Genomic DNA, 23,287 nt, shown 5'->3' on the forward strand with positions numbered 1-23,287 from the left:
TCGGATAAAGCTCAGCGCAGGAAGGCCACCACCTGCTCGGCATCGAATGGCCAGTCCAGTTCTGCCCCGCTGTCTACCCGGCGAAGCACCGGAATCCGTAGGCCGTAGGCGTCGCTCAGATCAATCGGGTCGGTGATATCCACCAACTCCACCAGCAACCCGCGTTCGACGAGCGGCATGATCTCGGCTTCGGCAATCTCACACAAATGGCAACCCAGGGTGCCGAATAACTGGCATTCAGGCAGCATGACAATGGCCCTGATCAGGAAGTAGGCGAACATTCTAAGCCCGACGAAAACCTGTGGCGAGTAGGCTTCGTGGCGAGCGGGCTTGCCCGCGTTGGGCTGCGAAGCGGCCCCAGCAGAGCCGCCACTTTCCTTCAGAGACAATCGCGGTGCCAGGTTCAGGGGCCGCTTCGCAGCCCAACGCGGGCAAGCCCGCTCGCCACAACAAGCTAGCTCGCCACAACGGCCCCACACCCCACATTAAACCCTGACCCAGATCAGCATGGCCTATAACTGATTCAGCGATTCTCGCGGCTTTTTGCCCACCACCTTGCAAGGGAGATGCGTGTGTTTGCCAACCTGCTGATCATTCTGGCCTCATCCCTGGTGGTGATTGCGCTGTTTCGCCGGCTGCAATTGCCACCGGTACTGGGCTACCTGTGCGTGGGGCTGGCCGTGGGGCCCACCGCACTGGATTGGGTGAATGACAGCGAAGAGCTGCCCGACCTCGCCGAACTGGGGGTGGTGTTCCTGCTGTTTTCCCTGGGCCTGGAATTTTCCCTCAGCAAAATGCTCGCCCTGCGCCGCGTGGTGTTTGGCCTGGGCAGCTTGCAAGTGTTGGGTTGCGGGGCATTGCTGGGCGGTTTGCTGATGGGCTTCGGCCTGTCACCGGGCATCGCGCTGTTACTCGGCGCGGGCCTGGCGCTGTCATCAACAGCCATCGTCACCAAGGAACTGACCAGCCTCGGGGAAATCTTCAGCACCCATGGGCAGAACGCAATCGGTGTGTTGCTGTTTCAGGACGTGGTCGCCGTGTTGCTGCTGACCCTGGTGCCGGTGTTTGCCGGCAACAGCGAGCAAGCCTGGTACTGGGCGCTGCCGCTGACCCTGGGTAAAACCGTGGTGTTGTTCGTCGGCCTGTTGTTGGCCAGCCGCTGGTTGTTGCCGCGTTTGTTTGATGAAGTGGCCGCGTCGCATTCGGCCGAGCTGTTTGTGCTGCTGGCACTGGTGATCGTACTGCTGACCGCCTGGCTCACCCACCTACTGGGCCTGTCCCCTGCCCTCGGCGCCTTCCTGGCCGGCATGTTGCTGGGGGAAAGCCATTACCGGCATCAGATCGAAGCGGATATCCGGCCGTTTCGCGACATCCTGCTGGGGCTGTTCTTTGTCAGCATCGGCATGCTGATCGACCTGCAGCTGTTCGTCAGCCATAGCCTGCTGATCCTCGGCCTCACGCTCACACTGATGCTGGTCAAAGGCTGCGTGGTCGCCGCCTTGGTCAAGCTGCGCGGCAGCGACCGTGAGACCGCCTGGCGCAGCGGCCTGGCCCTGGCCCAGGGCGGCGAGTTCTGTTTTGCCTTGATGGCGCAGATGCAGCAAAGCCGGCTGGTACCGGATGAATTCAACGGATTGTTGCTCGCGGCCACCTTCTGCTCGATGCTGCTGACCCCGCTCCTGCTGCGAGCGGCGCCGGCGCTGGCCCTGCGCCTGCATCGCAAGCCCAACCAGCAAGTGCAACTCGAAGCAATCACCGCGCTCAATGCCGAGCTGCACGGCCATGCGGTGATCTGCGGTTATGGCCGGGTCGGGCAGTCCATCGGGCGTTTTCTGCGGCGCGAGCAACAGGCGTTTATCGCCCTGGATGACGACCCGGAACGGGTGCAGGAAGCGGCCACCGAAGACAGCAGCGTGCACTACGGCGACTGCCGCCGGGGCGCCTTGCTCAGTGCGGTCGGCCTGGAACGCGCCAGGCTGGTGGTGATTGCGGTGGACAACAGTGACGTCGCCCTGACCGTGCTCAAGGAAGCACGCAGGATCAATGCGCAGGTGCCGATCCTGGTGCGCACCCGCGATGACAGCCAGTTGGCGGAGCTCAAAGCCGCAGGCGCCAGCGAAGTGGTGCCCGAGCTATTGGAGTCGAGCCTGATGCTCGCCTCCCACGCCCTGGTCCTGCTGGGCCTGCCGGACCAACAGGTGCAGGCGCGGGTCGACGAAGTGCGGCACAGCCGCTACCGCCTGCTGCACGGCTTTTACCCGGCCGCGCACCACGACGAAGAGGCGCCGATCAATCCTGACTGACCGCCCCGATTTTATGGATCGACAGGTCTGCACCGTAATACTCCTCTTCCTGGCTCAAACGCAGCCCGTGCACGCGCTTGATCAGGCCGTACACCAGCAGGCCGCCGACCAACGCCACCCCCACCCCCAGGGCGGTGCCGATCAACTGGCTGATCAGGCTGACGCCGCCCAATCCACCCAACGCGGTCTGGCCAAAGATGCCGCAGGCGATACCGCCCCACACACCGCACAGGCCATGCAGCGGCCATACACCCAGCACGTCGTCGATCTTCCAGCGGTCCTGGGCGGCGATGAAAAACCACACGAACAAACCGCCGGCGACTGCCCCCGTGACCAGCGCGCCCACGGGGTGCATCAGGTCGGAACCGGCGCAAATCGCCACCAGCCCGGCCAATGGGCCGTTATGCAGAAAGCCCGGGTCATTGCGGCCGATCACCAGCGCGGCGACGGTGCCGCCAACCATGGCCATCAGCGAGTTGACCGCCACCAGGCCGCTGACGCCGTTGAGGGTTTGTGCGCTCATCACGTTAAAGCCGAACCAGCCGACAATCAGGATCCACGAGCCCAACGCCAGGAATGGAATGCTCGACGGTGCAAAAGCCACCAGGCGCCCTTCGCGGTAACGCCCGTTGCGCGGGCCCAGCAACAACACCGCCGCCAGCGCCAGCCAACCGCCCATGGCGTGCACCACGACAGATCCGGCGAAGTCATGGAAGCTGGCACCAAAGGTCGCGAGCAGCCAAGCCTGCAGGCCGAAATTGCCGTTCCAGACCATGCCTTCGAAAAACGGGTAGATAAACGCCACGATCAGCGCAGTGGCGCACAGCTGCGGCGCAAACTTCGCCCGCTCGGCAATCCCCCCAGAAATGATCGCGGGAATCGCCGCCGCAAACGTCAACAGGAAGAAAAACTTCACCAGGCCATAACCATGATCGGCGCTGATCACCGCCGCCGGTTGCATGAAGCTCACCCCGTAGGAGATCCAATAGCCTATAAAGAAATAGGCCAGGGTGGAGATGGCGAAGTCGCTGAGGATCTTCGACAGGGCGTTGACCTGGTTTTTCTGGCGCACAGTGCCGACTTCGAGGAACGCGAAGCCGGCGTGCATGGCCAGGACCATGACCGCACCGATCAGAATAAACAGGGTGTTGGAGCTGTGGACGAGGGTATCCACTGCGCTTTGCAAATTTTCCATGGAGGTTGGCAGGCCTGCATTAAAGGCAAAAAGCACCAAAGCGGTTCAAGCCAGGGTTTCGCGCACTAAATTGGCACCGCAGGCACCACCCTTCTTCAGAGGGCATGAACCGCTTTAGCGCAGCGATTAACACAACAGGCCGTTGCCGACAGGGTTTTTCCGCGAGTTTGAGTGTTTTAGGGTAAGGTTTTTCAAGGCATTGGCCTCAGGCCGCCCGGATTCAGCGCATGCCCTGGGGCATGCGCACCAAGGCAAAGCAAAAGCTGTACCACACAATTGCACTGAACCTTCATCGACACCGGTGACTCGAAAACAAACGTAGATGTACAGATCAGCCAATCACGGAGATAACCATGGCCAGAAGAACTGCAAAGACTGCTCAAGAAATACTGATGGCGGATTTTCAAACCCTGGTCAGCGACACCGAGAAGTTGCTCGACGACACGGCTGTGCTGGCCGGTGACCAGGCCGATGAGCTGCGCAGCAAGATTCACGACAGCCTGCTCAAGGCCCGTGAAACCCTGCAACTGACCGAGGACTCGCTGCGCGAACGCGGCCAGGCGGCGGTCACCGCTACCGAAGATTACGTGCAAGCCAACCCTTGGCAGTCGGTGGGTATCGCGGCTGGCGTGGGCTTTTTGATCGGTCTGTTGGCTACAAGGCGCTAAATCATGTCTATCGGCGAAAGCAGCTCGTCTACGGGCACAACCTCTCGACGTCTGGGCGCGGCCGTTCTGGGCTTGCTGCACAGCCATGTCGAACTGTTTGGCATCGAATTGCAGGAGCAGAAGGCGCGCACCGTCAGCCTGCTGCTGTTTGCCGGCCTGGCGTTGGTATTTGCCCTGCTGTTGCTGGTGGGGTTGTCGACGCTGGTGATGATCCTGGTGTGGGACACCGGTTACCGCCTGACCGGGATCATCTGCCTTTGCGTGTTCTACAGCCTGGCCGCAGCGTTCTGCGGGGTGCGCTTGAAAGCGGCGGTGTTCGATGAGTCCACGCCGTTCCACGCCACGCTTGAAGAGCTGGCCAATGACCGGGAGCGCCTGCTGCCATGAGCTCGAATGAAACCCAGCAAACCTCCCGCCGGGAAATGCGCAAGGCGTTGATCCGCCTGCGCATGGAAATGCACCGCCAGGAAATTCGCCATGAGTCCCAGCAACTGATGGTGCCGCTGAACAAGGTGCGCAATATGGGTCAAAGCTTTCAGGGCGGCCTGGGCATCAAGCACGCGCCGCTGTGGGGCGTGGCCGCCGTCACGCTGATGGGCTTCTTTACCGGTAAAGGGGCCAAGGGCGGCGGGATCAGTAGCCTGACGCGCCTGGTGCGACTCGGCGCCGGTCTGATCCCGCTGATCAAATTGGCGATGCAGGGCACTTCGCGCAAAAGTTGAGCCCTGCTGGCTGCATTCTTGCTAATAGAAACGGCTCGGTCCTCGTTTTCGAGGGTCGGGCTTTTTTTCGCCCATGTGTTCTTCGTCAACCGCACCTAAGGAGGCCCCGTGATCGACGGGCAACCGCTCGCCTGCTTCCAACCGTTCATCGACACCGCCACCGGCCGCATCGCCGGCGTCGAAGCCCTGGGCCGCCTGCGCCAGGCTGACGGCCGCTTGCAGTCCGTGGGCCCGCTGTTCGCCGACCCGCGCACGCCGGGCGTGACCTTGCGCCGCCTGGACCGGCAGATCCGCGACAATGCGTTGAGCCGCCTGCATGAAGCCCCTGAAGACTGGTTCCTGAGCCTGAACATCTCACCGCGCTGGATCAACCGCCTGCGCCCGGGCCAGGCACTGCCGAGCCTGAAACAGATCCACAACCATCGCGTGGACCCGCGGCGCATCGTGTTTGAGATCACCGAACTGGGCGGTGACATTCAGCGTTTGGCAGAGGTGGTGGCGCGCTATCGCGAGGCGGGTGCGCGCATTGCCATTGATGATTTCGGTGCCGGCTATTCCCAGCTCGACCGAGTGCTGGCGTTGCAGCCGGATATTCTCAAGCTCGACATGCGCTTGTTCCAGGAGGCCGCCAAGGGTGGGCCGAGCAGTGAAGTGGTACGTGCGCTGGCGCAGATGGCGGAAAAAACCGGCTGCTGGATCATTGCCGAAGGCGTGGAAACCGAGGCTCAGCTGAGCTTCGCCCTGGAGTGCGGTTCGCGTTACGTGCAGGGTTATCTGTTTGCCCAGGCGCAGTTCGACTGGTTCGCCACCGACGCCTTCGTGCCGCACTTCGCCCAACTGCGTGGGGCGTATGTGCAGCACAAACTGGCGGAGCGCGGCCGCATCATGCAACTGCGCCTGCAACTGACCGAGTTGATGAAAATCCTGCAGGCGTGGGCCGAGACCCAGGCGCCGCTGAGTGACTTGCCGCAGTTGCAGGCTTTTCCGTGGCTGCTGCGCTTTTATCAGTGTGACCGGCACGGCACCCAGCTGACCCCCAATTTCGAATGGCGCCAGGGCGCCTGGCAAACCGACAGCCGCTACCTGGGCCACAACTGGTCATGGCGCCCCTACTTCTATCATCTGTTGGCCGAAGGCTGGGAGGAGCGGCGCCTGACGTTGTCCTCCACCTACCGCGACGCCACCACCAACCAGTACTGCCTCACTGCGGGACAATTCTTTAATAACGGTCAACGTTTGCTGTTAATCGATATCGACGCGGCCGGCCTGTAGATTTTCGCTTGCCCAGGCCACGCTGAACCGGGAAGCTGGGAGGGTCATTCACCGCACGGAGAATACCCGCCTTGGATTGGCCCACCCTGCTTACCCGCGAACGTCTTGGTAAACCGCTGCACAGCCCGGAAGAACTGGGCCGCAGCCCCTTTCACAAAGACCACGACCGTATTATTTTCTCCGGTGCGTTTCGCCGCCTGGGCCGCAAGACCCAAGTGCACCCGGTGTCCAGCAACGACCATATCCATACACGCCTGACCCATTCCCTGGAAGTCAGCTGCGTCGGTCGCTCCCTGGGTATGCGCGTCGGCGAAACGCTGCGTAGCGCCCTGCCCGACTGGTGCGACCCGAGTGACCTGGGCATGGTGGTGCAATCGGCCTGCCTGGCGCACGACATCGGTAACCCACCGTTCGGGCACTCCGGCGAAGATGCCATCCGCCACTGGTTCCAGCAGGCCGCAGGGCGCGGCTGGCTGGACGACATGAGCAGCGCCGAGCGCAATGACTTCCTCAACTTCGAAGGCAATGCCCAAGGGTTCCGGGTGCTGACCCAGCTGGAATACCACCAGTTCGACGGCGGTACACGGCTGACCTACGCAACCTTGGGCACTTACCTCAAATACCCCTGGACCGCCCGCCACGCCGACTCCTGGGCTACAAGAAACACAAGTTCGGCTGCTACCAGAGCGAGTTGCCGCTCCTTGAGCAAATCGCCCACAAGCTCGGGCTGCCGCAACTTGAAGAACAGCGCTGGGCCCGCCACCCGCTGGTGTACCTGATGGAGGCGGCGGACGACATCTGCTACGCCTTGATCGACCTGGAAGACGGCCTGGAAATGGAGTTGCTGGAATACGCCGAGGTCGAATCACTGCTGCTCGACCTGGTGGGCGACGACCTGCCACAGACCTATCGACAACTGGGCTCCCAGGACTCGCGCCGACGCAAGCTGGCGATCCTGCGCGGCAAAGCCATCGAGCATTTGACCAATGCGGCGGCACGGGCCTTCGTCGAACAACAAGATGCCTTGCTGGCCGGCACCTTGCCCGGCGATCTCGTGGAGCATATGCACGGCCCCGCCAAACGCTGCGTGTTGGATGCCAAAGACATGGCGCGCAAGAAAATCTTCCAGGACAAGCGCAAGACCTTGCACGAGATCGGCGCCTACACCACCCTGGAAATCCTCTTGAACGCCTTTTGCGGCGCGGCACTGGAGCAACATGGCGGGCGCACGCCCTCCTTCAAGAACCGGCGCATTCTCGACCTGCTGGGCAATAATGCTCCGAACCCGGCCTGGCCATTGCACGCGTCGTTCCTGCGCATGATCGACTTTATCGCCGGCATGACCGACAGCTATGCCACCGAGATGGCCCGCGAGATGACGGGCCGTTCCAGCCCGCAATAAACTGACTGATCCAGCCGCCTGTTCACTGAACAGAATCAGCCTACGACGGGAACAGAGCGGCCTGATCGAATTCGCACAGGTACCTCGCTAATAATCGCGCACGCTCCGGGTAAATCTGCCGCTCAGGTCTTACGTGCCCCCCATCGATGCTTGACTCACCGTGTGCCTTCTATGCCCAGTAACCCCCTTCGCATCCTGTTGGTGGAGGACCATCCTTTTCAACTGCTGGCCACCCAGTGCCTGTTGCGCAGCTTTGGCTTCGAACAACTGACCCCGGCCGAAAACGCCGAACAAGCGGTGCGGTTGATGACGCAGGCCGTGACGCCCTTCGATATCATCCTGTGCGATCAGTGCCTGCCTGACTTGCCAGGGCTGGAATTGATCGAAATCGCCAGCCGTCGACGTTTTATCAGGGCCGCCATCTTGCTCAGCGGGCTTCCCGAAGCGGAATTATCAAGCCTGCAAGCCCAAGCGCTGGCACGCGGCCTGCCGCTGCTCGGTTACTTGCCAAAGCCGTTGAACAAAGACGAGCTTGAACGTTTGACTCACTCACTACCCAAGTTATAAATGTAGGACTTCAAACATATAAACCCGTCGAAAGGTATCCGTATAACCGCCGTTAATTCCTTGGGGTCACGATTCGGCCTGCACCCCTGCTAAATACCGACCTCTCACCTCACAATGCCTTAGCAACAGGTAATCCTTTACCTCTTTTGATGTAGGAAACTTCCTGTTTTATATCTACTCCCCCTTGACTTCATGCTCTGCCCTCAGCTTCTGAGCTAATGTGCCCGCTTTATTTGCACTTGCATGGAATGTGATCATGAACACAGTTTTTATTATTGATGACCATCCGGTTATAAGGCTCGCCATCCGAATGTTGCTCGAACATGAGGGGTATGAAGTCGTCGGCGAAACGGACAACGGATGTGACGCCATTCAAATGGTCCGCGAATGCCTGCCGGACCTGATCATCCTGGATATCAGCATCCCGAAACTCGATGGGCTCGAGGTACTGTGCCGGTTCAATGCCATGAACACCTCGATGAAAACCCTGGTGCTGACCGCCCAGTCCCCCACCCTGTTTGCCACGCGCTGCATGCGCTCGGGTGCCGATGGCTACGTGTGCAAGGAAGGCGACCTGAGCGAACTGCTGAGCGCCATCCGCGCCGTGTTGTCCGGTTATAACTACTTCCCCAGCCAGGCGTTGAACGGCAGCGGTGCAGAGGGTGCGGACAGCAAGGAGCTGGAACTGTTCAAGGCAGTCAATGATCGCGAGTTGATGGTTTTGCAACTTTTTGCACAAGGCCGCACCAACAAGGAAATCGCCAAAGGCATGTTCCTGAGTAATAAAACGGTAAGCACTTATAAAAAGAGGCTGATGCAGAAACTTCAAGCCAAGTCCTTGGTAGAACTTATCGAGATGGCAAAACGAAACGCGCTAGTGTGAGAAAACGGATGCCCAGGTGTATAAAGGACTATCTGATTATATTGAGTGCCGGCTTGTGCTTCAGCACCGCCGTGCCTGCAACCTCCCAAACGGGCCCGGAACATTTCAACTTACTGAGTCGCGCAAGTTCCGTACAACTGGAAACCCACCTGAGCAAGGCCCAACGTCTGTGGCTGCAGAATAAACGTGAACTGGTGCTGGGCACCTCCTTCCCTGACTACCCACCTTTCGACCTCACCTCCAGCGGGCGTGACTATGAGGGACTCACCGCTGACTACGCCGGCCTCCTGGCCAAGACGCTGGCCTTACCGGTCAAAGTGCTGCGCTATCCCTCCCGAGAGGCCGCTATCCGCGCCCTTGAAGCAGGCGATATCGATTTATTGGGTTCCTCCAACGGTTTTGAGGCGGCAAACCCCAGCCTCACCCTGTCGGAGCCCTATGCGGTGGACCGGCCGGTACTGGTCACCCGCGAAAGCGAAACCCGCAGCCTGAGCAACGGGCTGGCCGGGATGCGCCTGTCATTGGTCTACCACTACCTGCCGCTGGGAGAGGTGGAGAAGCTATACCCCAAGGCAATCATCCGCGCCTACCCCTCGTATCAAAATGCCTTGAATGCGGTGGCATTCGACCAGGCCGACGTGTTTCTTGGCGACACCATTTCCACCCATTACATGATCAACAAGGGCTATCTGAAGAACATCCGCATGGCGAACTTCGGTAAACATGAAGCCTACGGGTTCAGCTTCGCGATGCGCCAGCACGAACACACCCTGCAGAGCATCGTCGACACCGTGCTGAAGGCTGTGCCCACCAGCGAACGTCAAACCATCGCCAAGCGCTGGACTGCCGGCAGCGACATCCTGCTGACCGACCAGAAGCTGCAACTGACCCTGCGTGAAGAACGCTGGATCAAGGACAACCCGGTGGTCAAGGTGATCGTGAACGCGACCTTTGCGCCGCTGACGTTCTTCGACAGCGATGGTAATTTCCGGGGTGTCACCGCCGACTTGCTGGAACTGATTCGCTTGCGTACCGGGTTACGCTTCGAGATCCAGCGCGGGCGCGACGTGAACACGATCATCAAACAGATCGAGGCCGGCAAAGCCGACATCATTGGCGCAATCACCCCCAGCATCGAACGGGAAGCCCAGCTGAGTTTCAGTCGCCCTTACCTGGAAAACTCCTATGTCATGCTGACGCGCAAAGAGAGCCAGGCACCCACCGGCCTTGAGGAAATGGAAGGCAAACGCCTGGCAGTGACGCAAGGCAACCCGTTGAAAAAATTCCTGCAGGACAACTTCCCGAAGATCCACCTGGTAGAGACGGGTGACACCTTCATGGCGGCCGAGCTACTGGTGCAGGGCCAGGTGGACGGTGCAGTGAATACCCTGGTGGTCGCCAACTACCTGTTGTCTTCGCCGGTGTTCCAGGACAAGGTTCAAATCAGTTTCAGCATTGGTGCGACCCCCGCCGCCTTTTCGCTGGCGACCTCGCGCAGCGCCACCGAACTCAGCTCGATCCTCGACAAGGCCTTGCTCAGCATCGACCCCGATGAACTGGGGGTGATCAACAGCCGTTGGCGCGGCTATACGGCGGCGTCGGACAGCTACTGGCGCGACTATCACCAACTGATTGCCCGCATCATCATCGGCACCGGGCTGCTGCTGCTGATTTCACTCAGCTGGAACGCCTACATGCGGCGCCAGATCAAGCACCGCAAAATGGCCGAACGCGCCCTCAACGATCAGTTTGAGTTCATGCGCGCCCTGGTCAATGAAACCCCGCACCCGATCTACGTGCGAGATCGCAAGGGCCTGCTGCAGACGTGCAACGACAGCTACCTGCAAGTGTTCGACGTCAAGCGCGAAGACGTGATCGGCAAAAGCGTGATGCAAATCAGCACAGCCCTTGCAGCAGAAACCGCGCAATACCATGCCGACTATCAGCGCGTGGTGGCCGAGGGCAGCCCGCTGATCCTCGACCGCGTCCTGCATATTCGCGGCAAGAAACTCATGATCTATCACTGGATATTGCCGTACCGCGACTCCATCGGCGAGGTCCAGGGCATTATCGGTGGCTGGATCGACATCAGCGAGCGACGCGAATTGTTCGACGAACTGCGGGCTGCCAAAGAGCGCGCCGACGAAGCCAATCGGGCCAAGAGTACGTTCCTGGCCACCATGAGCCACGAGATCCGCACGCCGATGAACGCCGTGATCGGCATGCTGGAACTGACCCTCAAGCGTGCGGACCAGGGCCACCTCGACCGCCCGGCCATCGAAGTGGCCTACAACTCGGCCAAGGATCTGCTTGAGCTGATCGGCGATATCCTCGACATCGCTCGTATTGAATCCGGTCGGCTGAGCCTGGCGCCGGAACGCGTCAACCTGCGTGAGGTGATCGAGTCGGTGGTACGGGTCTTCGACGGCCTGGCACGGCAGAAAACCCTCAGCCTGTTGCTGGAGTTCAAACCCGACCTTGATGACACTGACGTCTTGATCGACCCGTTGCGCTTCAAACAGGTGCTGTCCAACCTGGTCAGCAATGCGATCAAGTTCACCGAGCAAGGCCAGGTGAAAATCAAGGTCGAGGTGCTCCCCACCCAACTGCCGCAGCAGGTCGAGATGAAACTGGTGGTGGAAGACACCGGCATCGGTATCAGCCGGGACGATCAGGTGCGCCTGTTCGAACCCTTTGCCCAAGCCGACAATTCCGGGCAACTGGCCAGGAGCGGCGCCGGGCTGGGATTGGTGATCTGCCGCAGCCTCTGCGCCATGATGGGCGGCCAGTTGAGCCTGAGCAGCGTGCCCATGGTGGGCACCCAGGTGCATGTCAGCCTGAAGATGACGCGCCTGCAGTCGGTGCTGACGGTGGGCGAACACAAACCCGAGGCCCCCGCAACCGCACCGGTGCTCAATGTGCTGGTGGTAGACGATCACCCGGCAAACCGCCTGCTGATGTGCCAGCAACTCGGGTACCTGGGCCACCAGTTCACCGCCGCTCAGAACGGCTCCGCCGGTTTCCAGGCGTGGCGCCGGGAGCACTTCGACCTGGTGATAGCCGACTGCAACATGCCCATCATGAATGGCTACGAGTTAAGCCGTTCGATCCGCGAATACGAGCAGCGCGAGCAACTGACGCCCTGTGTCGTGCTGGGTTTTACCGCCAATGCCCAGCCCGAAGAAAAGCTGCGCTGCGCCGAGGCAGGCATGGATGATTGCCTGTTCAAACCCATCAGCCTCACCGCGCTGGAGCGGCAACTGGCCAGGATCAGCCCTCAAGCGGCCAGCCTCAGCCTGAACCTCGGCAACTTCGAGGCCCTGACCGGTGGAGACCCGCTGATGAGCCGGCGCCTGCTGGAAGAGCTGTTAAGCAGCAGCCGTCGGGACCGCGAGGAATTGCTCGCACTGATGGCCGCGCAGGCTTCCCCCAGGACATCATCGAGCAGGCCCACAAGATCAAGGGCGCCGCCCGCATCGTTCAAGCCAACGCACTGGCCGCGCAATGCGAAACCATCGAACAGGCCTGCGCCCGGGGCGATACTCCCGCCCTGATCGAAACCGGCGTGAAAACCCTGGAGAAGCTGATGCTGGAGCTAGAGAGGATGCTGCAGGTGCAGCTTCACGAGCTGGATAGCCATAAGGGGGCAGCGGCCCTGCCCCCTCTTTGATCAGCAGTCGGTCAAGCGCAGGAAAATCGCCGCCAGCTGTTCGATACCGGCCTGGTCCTGTTCGGTAAAGCGGGCCAGCGAGGGGCTGTCGAGGTCAAGCACGCCAATCAGTTGGCCGTGCTTGACCAACGGCACCACCAGTTCGCTGTTGGACGCGCTGTCACAGGCGATATGCCCGGGGAATGCGTGCACGTCCTCAACGCGTTGGGTCTGGCGCGACGCTGCGGCGGCGCCGCACACGCCACGGCCGAACGGAATGCGCACACACGCGATCTGCCCCTGGAACGGGCCCAGTACCAGCTCTTCGTTGCGGTTGAGGTAAAAGCCTGCCCAGTTCAGGTCATCCAACTGGCTGAACAGAAAGGCGGAAAACTGCGCACTGTTGGCGATGAAGTCTCGCTCATCAGCCAGCAGCGATTCCAATTGCGCACCAAGCATGGCATAGCCATCCAGGCCAATACCGGCGTGTTGTAGATCGATCATGGTTGACGCTCCAGCAATTTGAGGCCCACCCAGTAACGGGCGAATTGATAAGCGCAGCGGCCGTTGCGATTGCCGCGCCCGGTGGCCCAGCGCACGGCCAGGATGTCGAGCGCCTCATCGCGCTGCCACTGCAGGCCCGCTTTGCTCGCCAGCTCGCCGATCCAGTGCTGCACTACATCGAGGAAATGTTCCTGGGTGAACGGGTAGAACGACAGCCACAAGCCGAAACGGTCGGACAAGGCGATCTTGTCTTCCACAGCTTCACTGGGGTGCAGCTCGCCATCCACGCGTTTCCAGTTGTCGTTGTCGCTCTGGTTTTCCGGCACCAGATGGCGGCGGTTGGAGGTGGCATACAGCAGCACGTTCTCCGGCGCCTGCTCCAGTGAGCCGTCGAGCACACTTTTGAGTACACGGTAATCGCCTTCACCGGCTTCGAAGGACAGGTCGTCGCAGAACAGGATAAAGCGCTGCGGCAGCTTGAGCAGTTGCTCGACCACACGTGGCAGGTCGGCCAGGTGGTCACGCTCGATTTCGATCAGGCGCAAGCCGGCCTTGGCATGCTGAGCCAGCAAGGCGCGCACCATGGAGGACTTGCCGGTGCCACGCGAACCCCAGAGCAGGGCATGGTTGGCGGGCAGGCCGTCGAGAAACTGTTGGGTGTTGCGCGCCAGGGTTTCGCGCTGCTTGTCCACGCCAATCAGGTCGGACAGACGCATATCCAGGCTGACCTCGAGCGGCAACAGGAACCCCGTACGGCCTTCGCGCTGCCAACGGGCGGCCAGGCAGTGGTTCCAGTCGATCGCCTGGCGGGGCGCGGGTAACAAGGGCTCAAGGCGGGCGAGCACAGCATCGGCCCGCTCAAGAAAGGCATTCAGTCGAGAATCCACAATTATTCCTCTGGCAACTTCTTGCAAAAGATGGCGTATTGGCAACCCTGCGGCGGACCGCACGAGGCCGCGTCAAAAACGATTCATGCCGGGCAAGCCAGAGCCTGTGGATGTTCAGCTATGCTTGCCGGGCGAAGGGAAACGTGAAGTGGTTCAACACTCGATGGATATCAAGTTCGCCCACCGCTTGTCTTATAAACAAGCCAGATTGACTGTGCTGGTCGGTTTCGTCTTGGGAACCTTGCTCAGTCTGATCCAAATCGGCATTGATTATGCCAGTGAAGACGCATCCATCAACCGTGAAATACGCTCGTTGATCGAAATCAGCCACAACCCCGCGTCACGCATCGCCTACAACATCGACGCCGAACTGGCGCAGGAGCTGGCCCTGGGCCTGCTGCACTCCCCCGCGATCATCCACGCGCAATTGATCGACAATAATGGCGTGGTGCTGGCCAATGTGGACCGCCCGCGCAAGGAAAGCGCCTACCGCCCCATCAGCGACTTCCTGTTTGGCGCCAACCGCCAGTTCGAAGACCGCTTGTTCCTGAGCCACATGCCCAATGAATCCCTCGGCGTGCTGCGCCTCGACGTCGATACCTATGCCTTCGGCAGCCGCTTTCTGCATCGTGCCGAAATCACCCTGCTCAACGGGTTCGCCCGCAGCCTGCTGCTGACCGGCATCCTGCTGGCCCTGTTCTACGTGATGCTGACCCAGCCGCTGGTGCGCATTATCCGCGAGCTGAGCAACCGCCGGCAGGCCCGCCTGGACTGCCCGCCCGGGCACGAACATGACGAAATCGGCGTGCTGGTGAACGTGGCCAACCAGCAATTTGAAAACATGGAGACCGAAATCCAGCAGCGCCGCCACGCCGAAGACCGCCTGACCGAATACCTGGGGCAACTGGAAGACATCGTTTCCGCCCGCACCCTGGAACTCAAGGCCAGTAACCAGCGGCTGAGCCAGTCCAACGAAGAGCTGGAAACGGCGAAGATGACTGCACTCGGCATGGCACAGGCCCGGGCGGCGTTCCTGGCGAATATGAGCCACGAAATCCGCACGCCGCTCAACGGCCTGCTGGGGATGATCGCCCTGTCGCTGGACAGCCCGTTGAACGCCGAGCAGCGCCAGCAACTGTCGATCGCCCATGACTCGGGCAAGGTGCTGGTGGAGTTGCTCAACGATATTCTCGACCTCTCCAAGTTCGACGCCGGCCAGCTTGAACTTGAGGTGATCCCGTTCGACCTCGGCTCACTGGTGGAAGACACCGCCAACCTGCTGTCGCAGAACGCCGCGCCGAGTGTCGAACTGACCTGCCTGATCGAACCGCAGTTTCCCGCCCAGGTACTCGGCGACCCAACGCGGGTACGCCAGATCGTCAGCAACTTGCTGTCCAACGCCCTGAAGTTCACCCGTTTCGGCAGAGTCGATGTACGCCTGCACGCGGTCGACGCCAGGGTGCGCATTGAAGTGTGTGATACCGGGATCGGCATTGCGCAGGACGCCCAGGTGAAAATCTTCCAGCCCTTTACCCAGGCGGGCGCCGGCATCACTCGCCAGTTTGGCGGTACCGGCCTGGGCCTGGCGTTGACACACAACCTGTGCGAGGCGATGAAGGGCCGCTTGAGCATCAGTTCGGAGGTGGGCTTCGGCAGCCAGTTCTGCGCCGACCTGCCGCTGCCCATCCATTTGCCCGCCGCCCAACAGCTGCCGCTCAAAGGCGAGGTGATCGCCATCACCAGCCCTGGCAGCGGCCTGACGGAATTGCTCACCAGCCTGCTGCCCCATTGGGGGCTGACGCCGCGTTGTCTGCCACTCGATGGCGACTTGAGCGGGCTGACGCCTGACCTGCTGATTACCGACTGCCCGGAATGCCTGTTCCGCATCCGTCCCGGGATCAGCGCGCCCATCCTGCTGGTGACCGCCTATGGCAACTTTATGCCCAGCGAAGAAGTCGCTGCGCTGGCGCCGCTGCAGCAACAGGCACGCCCGTTGAGCCGTAACGCGCTGTACCAGATTTTGCAACGCAATTTGCGCAGCGATGCCCAACTGATCCTCGACCCCGTCCAACTGGACGCCGCGCCCATTGCCCACCGCGCGCGCATCCTGTTGGTGGAAGACAACCCGGTCAACCAACTGGTGGCCAAAGGCATGCTCAGCAAACTGGGCTGCGAAGTCATCGTGGCCGCCCATGGTGGCGAGGCCCTCAAGCGCCTTGAAGAACAACACTTCGACATGGTGCTGATGGACTGCAATATGCCGGTGATGGACGGCTACGAAGCCAGCCGGCAGATTCGCCGCAGTGGGCGCTGGCCTGACCTGCCGATCGTCGCATTGACCGCCAACGCCCTGTCCGAAGAACGCGAGCGGTGCCGGGCGGCGGGCATGAACGACTACCTGGCCAAGCCGTTTCGCCGCGAAGAACTCAACGGCCTGCTGGAGCTTTGGGTGCCTCAGACGACAACTCTCTGATCTGGCCCAGCAATTGGTCCAGGCCATCGCGCAAGGCCTCGGCCTGGTTCAGGTCGATGCCGCTGTCGCACAGCAACCGGGTCTTGAGGCCATGGGTCTGTTCACGCAGCTGCACACCGCTTTCGCTCAGGCCCAAGTGCACCTCACGCTCATCCCTGGCACTGCGCCGACGCGTCACCAGCGCCAGTTGCTCAAGGCGCTTGAGCAGCGGCGTCAGCGTGCCGGAATCGAGCATCAGGCGCTCACCTAACGCCTTGACCGTGGGCTGGCTGGGGGCCACTGCGTGCCACTCCCACAGCACCAGCATCACCACGTATTGCGGGTAAGTCAGGCCGAGCTGATCCAGCATCGGCTTATAGGCACGGGTCACGGCCCGCGACGCGGCATACAGCTTGAAACACAGCTGATCATCCAGCGCCAGGGACACGGTGGGCAGGTCAGTCATTTGAGCAGGGCTTCAATCTCTTGAGTCAGGTCCTGCGGCTTGGTGGTCGGGGCAAAACGCTTGACCACCTGGCCGTCACGGCCGATCAGGAACTTGGTGAAATTCCACTTGATGCCCTTGGAGCCCAGCAGCCCCGGCGCCGATTGTTTCAATTGCACGAAGAGTGGGTGGGCATCGCTGCCATTCACGTCGATTTTCTTGAACAGCGGGAAGCTGACGCCGTAATTGAGCTCGCAGAACTCGGAAATCGCGCCTTCGTTACCCGGCTCCTGCTTGCCGAACTGGTTGCAGGGAAAGCCCAGCACCACCAGACCCTGGTCCTTGTACTGCTGCCAGAGCTGCTCCAGCCCCTTGTACTGAGGGGTAAAGCCGCATTTGCTGGCGGTGTTGACGACCAGAATGGCCTTGCCGGCAAAATCGGCCAAGGTCTTTTGCTCACCTTTGATGGTGGTGCACGGGATGCTCAGCAGGTTGTCGCGCATGGCGGTGCCTCAATAAGGGGAAGTAGGCGTAAACATAGTAGGCAATTAAATTGCGTGCAATTCAATTTATCGCAGTGATGATCCGTACTCGGTTCAAATATGGGAGCCAGGCTTGCCCGCGATGCAGGCAAGCCAGCTCCCACACACCTGCACATTGGGACGATGCCGGCTAATCTAGCGCGGCACCAGGTCCAGGCACACCGAGTTGATGCAATACCGCAGGCCGGTCGGCGGCGGGCCGTCCGGGAACACATGGCCGAGGTGCGCATCGCATTTGGCGCAGACGACTTCCGTGCGGATCATGCCGTGGGTGGCGTCACGGATCTCGATCATCGCGCTGTCAGCGATCGGCGCGTAGAAACTCGGCCAGCCACAACCGGAATCAAACTTGGTGGCCGAATCGAACAGTGGTTCGTTGCAGCAGATGCAGTGATACACACCGTCGGTCTTGGTTTCATTGTACTTGCCGCTGAAAGGACGCTCGGTGCCTTTGAGACGGCAAACCTGATACTGCTCGGGATCGAGCATGTCCCGCCACTCTTCAAGGGTTTTTTGCAACTTTTCCATCGGTACACCTCGGCAACTGAAAAAGCCTGATCTGTGTCTTTTCCATGGATCAGGCGGCACGTATGATTGCGCCTCTTCAAAACGCCAGTCTGGCACCCGCGCTACCGGCATTCAAACGTATTTATGGGTGCCGGCCCCGCAGGTTTCGCAGTACGGTAGTGTCCACACCGTCTGGATCGTTCATTTTCAGGATCACATCGCCATGCAGGTCAGCAAATCGAACAAGCTCGCCAACGTCTGCTACGACATTCGCGGCCCAGTGCTCAAGCACGCCAAACGCCTGGAAGAGGAAGGCCATCGCATCCTCAAGCTGAACATTGGCAACCCGGCGCCCTTTGGTTTCGAAGCACCGGATGAAATCCTCCAGGACGTGATCCGCAATTTGCCGACCGCCCAGGGCTACAGTGACTCCAAAGGCCTGTTCAGCGCACGTAAAGCGGTGATGCAGTATTACCAGCAGAAGCAGGTCGACGGTGTCGGCATCGAAGACATCTACCTGGGCAACGGTGTGTCCGAGCTGATCGTGATGTCGATGCAGGCCCTGCTCAACAACGGCGACGAAGTACTGGTGCCGGCGCCCGATTACCCGCTGTGGACCGCTGCCGTGACCCTGGCCGGCGGCCACCCTGTGCACTATCTGTGCGACGAAGGCGCCGACTGGTTCCCGGACCTGGCCGACATCAAGGCCAAGATCACCCCGAACACCAAGGCCCTGGTGATCATCAACCCGAATAACCCGACTGGCGCCGTGTACTCCAAGGAAGTGTTGCTGGGCATGCTCGAACTGGCGCGTCAGCACAACCTGGTGGTGTTCTCCGACGAGATCTACGACAAGATCCTCTACGATGACGCCGTGCACGTGTGCACCGCCTCCCTGGCGCCGGACCTGCTGTGCCTGACCTTCAACGGCCTGTCCAAGTCCTACCGCGTGGCGGGTTTCCGCTCCGGCTGGATCGCCATATCCGGCCCCAAGCACAACGCCCAGAGCTACATCGAAGGCATCGACATGCTGGCCAATATGCGCCTGTGCGCCAACGTGCCGAGCCAGCACGCGATCCAGACCGCCCTCGGCGGCTATCAGAGCATCAACGACCTGGTACTGCCCCAGGGCCGCTTGCTTGAGCAACGCAACCGCACTTGGGAGCTGCTCAACGCGATCCCGGGCGTGAGCTGCGTGAAACCCATGGGTGCGCTGTATGCCTTCCCACGAATCGACCCGAAGGTGTGCCCGATCCTCAACGACGAAAAGTTCGTGCTCGACCTGTTGCTGTCGGAAAAGCTGCTGGTTGTACAGGGCACTGCGTTCAACTGGCCGTGGCCGGATCACTTCCGCGTGGTGACCTTGCCGCGTGTGGATGACCTGGACATGGCCATTGGTCGCATCGGTAACTTCCTCAAGTCCTATCGTCAGTAAGGAATGTGGCACTGTGCGACCGACTTTCGGTCGTACGGCGAGTATCTGGCAACACTTCTCTGTCCTTGCTGCGTGCCTTGGCTGTCCGGGCTTCCAGCATGGCTCTTGCCCCCTGTAATTAAGGGGCTGCGAGGCTGCGGCGAGGCGAGCCAGCCCCTTGTTCTGCGTCGGAAATTCCCTTCAAGGCTCTACATTCTGGCTGTAGGACACAGTTTGAAATAGTCGCCCGGTTGAATCACCCCATGCGGCACCTTATATACCCCGCAGTACGCGACATATTAAGCATGAGGAGAACTCTACAACCATGATGCGCATCTTGCTGTTCTTGGCCACTAACCTGGCGGTCGTGCTGATTGCCAGCATCACCCTGAGCCTTTTCGGCTTCAACGGGTTCATGGCGGCCAACGGGGTTGACCTGAACCTCAATCAGCTGCTGGTTTTCTGTGCGGTCTTTGGTTTTGCCGGTTCGCTGTTTTCGCTGTTCATCTCCAAGTGGATGGCGAAGATGAGCACCAGCACCCAGGTCATCACCCAGCCACGTACCCGGCATGAGCAATGGTTGCTGCAGACCGTCGAGCAGTTGTCCCGCGAGGCTGGTATCAAGATGCCTGAGGTCGGGATTTTCCCGGCTTACGAAGCCAATGCCTTTGCCACCGGCTGGAACAAGAACGACGCACTCGTTGCGGTGAGCCAGGGCATGCTGGAACGCTTCTCGTACGATGAAGTGAAAGCAGTGCTGGCCCATGAGATCGGCCACGTAGCCAACGGCGACATGGTCACCCTGGCGCTGGTCCAGGGCGTGGTGAACACCTTCGTCATGTTCTTCGCACGGATCATCGGCAACTTTGTCGACAAGGTGATCTTCAAGAACGAAGAAGGCCGTGGCATTGCCTACTTCGTGGCGACCATCTTCGCCGAAGTGGTGCTGGGCTTCCTGGCCAGCGCGATCACCATGTGGTTCTCGCGCAAACGCGAATTCCGCGCAGACGAAGCTGGTGCCCGCCTGGCCGGTACCGGTGCGATGATTGCAGCGCTGCAACACCTGCGCTCCGAACAGGGGCTGCCGGTGCATATGCCCGACAGCCTGACCGCTTTTGGCATCAACGGTGGTATCAAACAGGGCATGGCTCGCCTGTTCATGAGTCATCCGCCGCTGGAAGAGCGTATTGACGCGTTGCGTCGTCGGGGTTGATAGCTAGGTAGAAAAAGGGGCGATCTGATCGCCCCTTTTTTGTGTGTTTTTTTTATTGCGCTGGATTTGTGCCCGTGGCGGCCTGGCAACTGGGCTAGGTTTTGGATTGGGTACATATCCATTTTTGTAGTAACGGCTGGGATTGGTTTCGCTCTTACAGCGAGTCACTTTGGAAAAGAGCCCCAAAGTAACCAAAGGGCTCTTGCCCCACCACTCGGCACCTCGCTTAGGCTCGGTGTGCCCGCACGCAGACTTGAATCCGTGGGCCGCCGCGATGGGCCATCCATGGCCCAGCGCGGCTAACCCGGCGTCCTGCCGGGTTACCCACGGATTCAAGCCTGCGTGCGGCCAGCGTGGTTAATGGGGCGCCTAGATCAAGATCAAAAGCAGAGCACGGCGGCCTAGTAGCCGACCTGAGTGGTGTGGATCAAGAGCGGGTCAGCGTGCGCAGTGGGGTGCTTTTCTGTGGGAGCTGGCTTGCCTGCGATGCAGGCAACTCGGTGTATCAGTGGCACCCAGTTGATGCCATCGCAGGCAAGCCAGCTCCCACATTTGAACCGAGGAAGGCTTTAATGATTAGGTCGGCTGTCAGGCCGCCTCGCTTTGCTTTGTTTTTGATCTGGCCCTTACATCCTTACCGCTGACGAAGTCAGCGATCTTTTGATCTGCGCTTTTGATCTCAGGCGCCCCGTCAATCACGATGGCCGAACGCAGGCTTGAATCCGTGGGCAACCCGGCAGGACGCCGGGTTAGCCGCGCTGGGCCAAGGATGGCCCATCGCGGCGGCCCACGGATTCAAGCCGGAGTGAGGGCATGCCGAGCCTAGGCGAGGCACCAAGTGATGGGGCGAAGCGTTTTTGGTTACTTTTTGCGCTCTTCAAAAAGTGACCCGCTGTAAGAGCGGAACCAATATCAGCCGCTACCAGAAAAATGGATATGCCCCCCAAAAAACCCGACTACCCCCTGGTCAGCCAATAAACCCGCTCTTCCAGCCGCGTAACCCCATCCTGCACAAACTTCCAGCTCTCCCCCAAAATATCCTGCTCTTCCAACACCTCCAGCCCCCAACACGGCCCAAACAACACCCTCACCTCTTCATGGCTAACAGCAAACGGCGGCCCAGCCTTTTGCGTCTGATCGTAATCAAGGGTAATCAACAGCCCCTGGCAACCCGACGGCAGCAGCCGATTCAAACACTCGGCATACCGCGCCCGCATCAACGGTGGCAACGCAATCAACGCAGCGCGGTCATAAACCGCATCACAACCTGAAAGCGCCTCAGCCTCCAGGGCAAAGAAATCCCCACACCACAGCTCAATCAAATCAGCCTGGTACACCTTGAACCCACCCCGCTGGCTAATACGCGGCGTAAGCCCCTGCTCACTGAAAAACGCCTCAACCGCCTGCTGCGACAACTCCACGCCCATAACCCGCAGCCCCAGACTCGCCAGCCACATCAAATCCAGGCTTTTACCACACAGCGGCACCAGCACCTTGGCGCCCTCCTCCAGGGCCAAATGCGGCCAATGGCGCTGTAGGTAAGGATTAACCTGCGGCAAATGAAAGCCAATCTGATTGAGCGCCCAGCGCTCCTGCCAAAACTTGGGTTCCATGGATCACCCCTAAAAATTCGATCAAATGGTGCTAAAACTTATATTAGATTTAGATCAATGATCTGATTGAAGATGGGCCCATGTTAACGCTCAGGACCCCACTTATGTTCCCCAGCCTGTTTATCTCCCACGGTTCGCCGATGCTCGCCCTGCAACCCGGCGCCAGCGGCCCTGCCCTTGCGCGTCTTGCCGCTGAGCTGCCACGGCCAAAAGCGATTGTGGTGGTATCGGCACACTGGGAAAGCCAGGAGCTGCTGGTCAGCGGCAACGCCGCGCCCGAAACCTGGCACGACTTCGGCGGTTTCCCCCGTGAGTTGTTTGCCGTGCAGTACCCGGCGCCGGGCGACCCGCAGTTAGCCGGCGAGATTGTGCAACTGCTCCACGCCGATGGCCTGGATGCACGCATTGACGACCGCCGCCCGTTCGACCACGGCACCTGGGTGCCACTGTCGTTGATGTACCCGGCGGCGGACATCCCGGTGGTACAGGTTTCCCTGCCCAGCCGCCTGGGCCCCGCCCTGCAAACCCGGGTCGGGCATGCCCTCGCCGGCTTGCGCGAACAAGGTGTATTGCTGATCGGCTCCGGCAGCATCACCCATAACCTGGGTGAGCTTAACTGGCACGCCGGGCCTGAAAGCATCGAGCCTTGGGCGCGTGACTTCCGTGATTGGGTAGTAACCAAGCTGGCGGCCAACGATGAAAGCGCCTTGCATGACTATCGCCGCCAAGCACCGCATGCCGTACGCAGCCATCCCAGTGATGAGCATTTGTTGCCGCTGTACTTTGCACGCGGCGCCGGGGGCGAGTTCAGCATCGCGCACCAAGGTTTCACCATGGGCGCTCTTGGAATGGACATCTACCGCTTCGGCTAACGGAAGTCTAAAGGGGGAGCTGGCTTGCCTGCGATGGCATCACCTCGGTTTACGATGAGACCGAGGCGCCTGCATCGCGGGCGAGCCCGGCTCCCACACAAGCCTGCTCCCACAGCTGATTGAGTGCCGATCCAGAAATCCAAAGCAAAAAAATCCCCGAACCAGTCGGGGATTTTT

General features: G+C 60.4%; 19 protein-coding genes and 2 pseudogenes. 13 read left to right on the forward strand and 8 right to left on the reverse strand.

Going from position 1 to position 23,287, the window contains the following annotated elements; genetic code table 11:
- Nucleotides 1-11 precede the first annotated feature (11 nt).
- The gene (locus LRS56_17115; GenBank protein WDU60598.1) at nucleotides 12-248 is read right to left on the reverse strand and encodes a glutaredoxin family protein; all 237 of its coding nucleotides are present in this window, start codon (nucleotides 246-248) and stop codon (nucleotides 12-14) included.
- A 318-nt stretch (nucleotides 249-566) separates the two neighbouring features.
- On the opposite strand from LRS56_17115, the gene LRS56_17120 reads away from it, so the two are divergent.
- The gene (locus LRS56_17120; protein ID WDU60599.1) at nucleotides 567-2,303 is read left to right on the forward strand and encodes a monovalent cation:proton antiporter-2 (CPA2) family protein; all 1,737 of its coding nucleotides are present in this window, start codon (nucleotides 567-569) and stop codon (nucleotides 2,301-2,303) included.
- Here the strand turns inward: LRS56_17120 and LRS56_17125 are convergent.
- A complete protein-coding gene (locus tag LRS56_17125) occupies nucleotides 2,290-3,498 on the reverse strand; it encodes an ammonium transporter (protein ID WDU60600.1) in 1,209 nt (402 codons plus the stop codon). The two genes, LRS56_17120 and LRS56_17125, sit on opposite strands and share 14 nt — an antisense overlap.
- A gap of 353 nt (nucleotides 3,499-3,851) precedes the next feature.
- Here LRS56_17125 and LRS56_17130 point away from each other — a divergent pair, with 353 nt between their 5' ends.
- The 8 genes and pseudogenes from LRS56_17130 to LRS56_17165 all read left to right on the forward strand — a co-directional run bounded on the left by LRS56_17130 (nucleotide 3,852) and on the right by LRS56_17165 (nucleotide 12,682).
- A complete protein-coding gene (locus LRS56_17130; protein ID WDU60601.1) occupies nucleotides 3,852-4,166 on the forward strand; it encodes a YqjD family protein in 315 nt (104 codons plus the stop codon).
- A 3-nt stretch (nucleotides 4,167-4,169) separates the two neighbouring features.
- On the forward strand, nucleotides 4,170-4,553 hold the full coding sequence (locus LRS56_17135) for a phage holin family protein (protein WDU60602.1): 384 nt from the start codon (nucleotides 4,170-4,172) through the stop codon (nucleotides 4,551-4,553).
- The gene (locus tag LRS56_17140) at nucleotides 4,550-4,888 is read left to right on the forward strand and encodes a hypothetical protein (GenBank protein WDU60603.1); all 339 of its coding nucleotides are present in this window, start codon (nucleotides 4,550-4,552) and stop codon (nucleotides 4,886-4,888) included. The genes LRS56_17135 and LRS56_17140 overlap by 4 nt, the downstream gene beginning before the upstream one ends.
- Before the next feature lie 108 nt (nucleotides 4,889-4,996).
- Nucleotides 4,997-6,160: an EAL domain-containing protein gene (locus tag LRS56_17145; GenBank protein ID WDU60604.1), complete on the forward strand. Its 1,164-nt coding sequence runs from the start codon at nucleotides 4,997-4,999 to the stop codon at nucleotides 6,158-6,160.
- A 71-nt stretch (nucleotides 6,161-6,231) separates the two neighbouring features.
- Nucleotides 6,232-7,562, forward strand: a pseudogene (locus LRS56_17150) (deoxyguanosinetriphosphate triphosphohydrolase).
- 171 nt (nucleotides 7,563-7,733) lie between these two features.
- Nucleotides 7,734-8,129 (forward strand): response regulator, encoded by a 396-nt coding sequence (locus LRS56_17155; protein WDU60605.1) that lies wholly within the window; start codon nucleotides 7,734-7,736, stop codon nucleotides 8,127-8,129.
- Nucleotides 8,130-8,385: 256 nt separating this feature from the next.
- Nucleotides 8,386-9,012, forward strand: coding sequence for a response regulator transcription factor (locus LRS56_17160; GenBank protein WDU60606.1), 627 nt, complete (start codon nucleotides 8,386-8,388; stop codon nucleotides 9,010-9,012).
- 8 nt (nucleotides 9,013-9,020) lie between these two features.
- Nucleotides 9,021-12,682: pseudogene (locus LRS56_17165) on the forward strand (transporter substrate-binding domain-containing protein).
- On the opposite strand, the gene LRS56_17170 reads toward LRS56_17165, so the two are convergent.
- Entirely contained in the window at nucleotides 12,683-13,165 is a 483-nt protein-coding gene (locus tag LRS56_17170; protein ID WDU60607.1) for a GAF domain-containing protein, read from the reverse strand.
- Nucleotides 13,162-14,052, reverse strand: coding sequence for an ATP-binding protein (locus LRS56_17175; protein WDU60608.1), 891 nt, complete (start codon nucleotides 14,050-14,052; stop codon nucleotides 13,162-13,164). Before LRS56_17175 ends, LRS56_17170 begins: the two co-directional genes overlap by 4 nt.
- A 163-nt stretch (nucleotides 14,053-14,215) precedes the next feature.
- On the opposite strand from LRS56_17175, the gene LRS56_17180 reads away from it, so the two are divergent.
- Nucleotides 14,216-16,525, forward strand: a complete 2,310-nt coding sequence (locus tag LRS56_17180; GenBank protein WDU60609.1) for a response regulator — start codon at nucleotides 14,216-14,218, stop codon at nucleotides 16,523-16,525.
- Here LRS56_17180 and LRS56_17185 read toward each other — a convergent pair.
- The 3 genes from LRS56_17185 to msrB all read right to left on the reverse strand — a co-directional run bounded on the left by LRS56_17185 (nucleotide 16,479) and on the right by msrB (nucleotide 18,019).
- Nucleotides 16,479-16,970, reverse strand: a complete 492-nt coding sequence (locus tag LRS56_17185) for a MarR family transcriptional regulator (GenBank protein ID WDU60610.1) — start codon at nucleotides 16,968-16,970, stop codon at nucleotides 16,479-16,481. The genes LRS56_17180 and LRS56_17185 overlap by 47 nt on opposite strands.
- Nucleotides 16,967-17,452 carry a glutathione peroxidase gene (locus LRS56_17190; protein ID WDU60611.1) on the reverse strand — a complete coding sequence of 162 codons (486 nt, stop codon included), beginning with the start codon at nucleotides 17,450-17,452 and terminating at the stop codon, nucleotides 16,967-16,969. The genes LRS56_17185 and LRS56_17190 overlap by 4 nt, the downstream gene beginning before the upstream one ends.
- Nucleotides 17,453-17,626: 174 nt before the next feature.
- Complete coding sequence (msrB, locus tag LRS56_17195; protein WDU60612.1) at nucleotides 17,627-18,019, reverse strand: peptide-methionine (R)-S-oxide reductase MsrB; 393 nt, start codon at nucleotides 18,017-18,019, stop codon at nucleotides 17,627-17,629.
- Nucleotides 18,020-18,221: 202 nt separating this feature from the next.
- On the opposite strand from msrB, the gene LRS56_17200 reads away from it, so the two are divergent.
- Both LRS56_17200 and htpX read left to right on the forward strand, forming a co-directional pair.
- The gene (locus LRS56_17200) at nucleotides 18,222-19,433 is read left to right on the forward strand and encodes a pyridoxal phosphate-dependent aminotransferase (protein WDU60613.1); all 1,212 of its coding nucleotides are present in this window, start codon (nucleotides 18,222-18,224) and stop codon (nucleotides 19,431-19,433) included.
- A 304-nt stretch (nucleotides 19,434-19,737) separates the two neighbouring features.
- Nucleotides 19,738-20,625 (forward strand): protease HtpX, encoded by an 888-nt coding sequence (htpX, locus tag LRS56_17205; protein ID WDU60614.1) that lies wholly within the window; start codon nucleotides 19,738-19,740, stop codon nucleotides 20,623-20,625.
- Nucleotides 20,626-21,581: 956 nt separating this feature from the next.
- On the opposite strand, the gene LRS56_17210 is transcribed toward htpX, so the two are convergent.
- Nucleotides 21,582-22,238, reverse strand: a complete 657-nt coding sequence (locus LRS56_17210) for a thiopurine S-methyltransferase (GenBank protein ID WDU60615.1) — start codon at nucleotides 22,236-22,238, stop codon at nucleotides 21,582-21,584.
- A gap of 104 nt (nucleotides 22,239-22,342) precedes the next feature.
- On the opposite strand from LRS56_17210, the gene LRS56_17215 reads away from it, so the two are divergent.
- Nucleotides 22,343-23,110 (forward strand): class III extradiol ring-cleavage dioxygenase, encoded by a 768-nt coding sequence (locus tag LRS56_17215; GenBank protein ID WDU60616.1) that lies wholly within the window; start codon nucleotides 22,343-22,345, stop codon nucleotides 23,108-23,110.
- Nucleotides 23,111-23,287: the final 177 nt, after the last annotated feature.

The sequence above is a fragment of the Pseudomonas poae genome (genome assembly GCA_028869255.1).
Classification (GTDB): Bacteria; Pseudomonadota; Gammaproteobacteria; order Pseudomonadales; family Pseudomonadaceae; genus Aquipseudomonas; species Aquipseudomonas poae_C.

Bases quoted from the DNA above. Each gene is read 5' to 3' on its own strand.
- LRS56_17130 (WDU60601.1), top strand. From the start codon at position 3,852: ATGGCCAGAAGAACTGCAAAGACTGCTCAAGAAATACTGATGGCGGAT.
- msrB (WDU60612.1), bottom strand. From the start codon at position 18,019: ATGGAAAAGTTGCAAAAAACCCTTGAAGAGTGGCGGGACATGCTCGAT.
- LRS56_17210 (WDU60615.1), bottom strand. From the start codon at position 22,238: ATGGAACCCAAGTTTTGGCAGGAGCGCTGGGCGCTCAATCAGATTGGC.
- htpX (WDU60614.1), top strand. From the start codon at position 19,738: ATGATGCGCATCTTGCTGTTCTTGGCCACTAACCTGGCGGTCGTGCTG.
- LRS56_17115 (WDU60598.1), bottom strand. From the start codon at position 248: ATGCTGCCTGAATGCCAGTTATTCGGCACCCTGGGTTGCCATTTGTGT.
- LRS56_17120 (WDU60599.1), top strand. From the start codon at position 567: ATGCGTGTGTTTGCCAACCTGCTGATCATTCTGGCCTCATCCCTGGTG.
- LRS56_17135 (WDU60602.1), top strand. From the start codon at position 4,170: ATGTCTATCGGCGAAAGCAGCTCGTCTACGGGCACAACCTCTCGACGT.
- LRS56_17160 (WDU60606.1), top strand. From the start codon at position 8,386: ATGAACACAGTTTTTATTATTGATGACCATCCGGTTATAAGGCTCGCC.
- LRS56_17155 (WDU60605.1), top strand. From the start codon at position 7,734: ATGCCCAGTAACCCCCTTCGCATCCTGTTGGTGGAGGACCATCCTTTT.
- LRS56_17185 (WDU60610.1), bottom strand. From the start codon at position 16,970: ATGACTGACCTGCCCACCGTGTCCCTGGCGCTGGATGATCAGCTGTGT.
- LRS56_17140 (WDU60603.1), top strand. From the start codon at position 4,550: ATGAGCTCGAATGAAACCCAGCAAACCTCCCGCCGGGAAATGCGCAAG.
- LRS56_17180 (WDU60609.1), top strand. From the start codon at position 14,216: ATGGATATCAAGTTCGCCCACCGCTTGTCTTATAAACAAGCCAGATTG.
- LRS56_17125 (WDU60600.1), bottom strand. From the start codon at position 3,498: ATGGAAAATTTGCAAAGCGCAGTGGATACCCTCGTCCACAGCTCCAAC.
- LRS56_17170 (WDU60607.1), bottom strand. From the start codon at position 13,165: ATGATCGATCTACAACACGCCGGTATTGGCCTGGATGGCTATGCCATG.
- LRS56_17190 (WDU60611.1), bottom strand. From the start codon at position 17,452: ATGCGCGACAACCTGCTGAGCATCCCGTGCACCACCATCAAAGGTGAG.
- LRS56_17215 (WDU60616.1), top strand. From the start codon at position 22,343: ATGTTCCCCAGCCTGTTTATCTCCCACGGTTCGCCGATGCTCGCCCTG.
- LRS56_17200 (WDU60613.1), top strand. From the start codon at position 18,222: ATGCAGGTCAGCAAATCGAACAAGCTCGCCAACGTCTGCTACGACATT.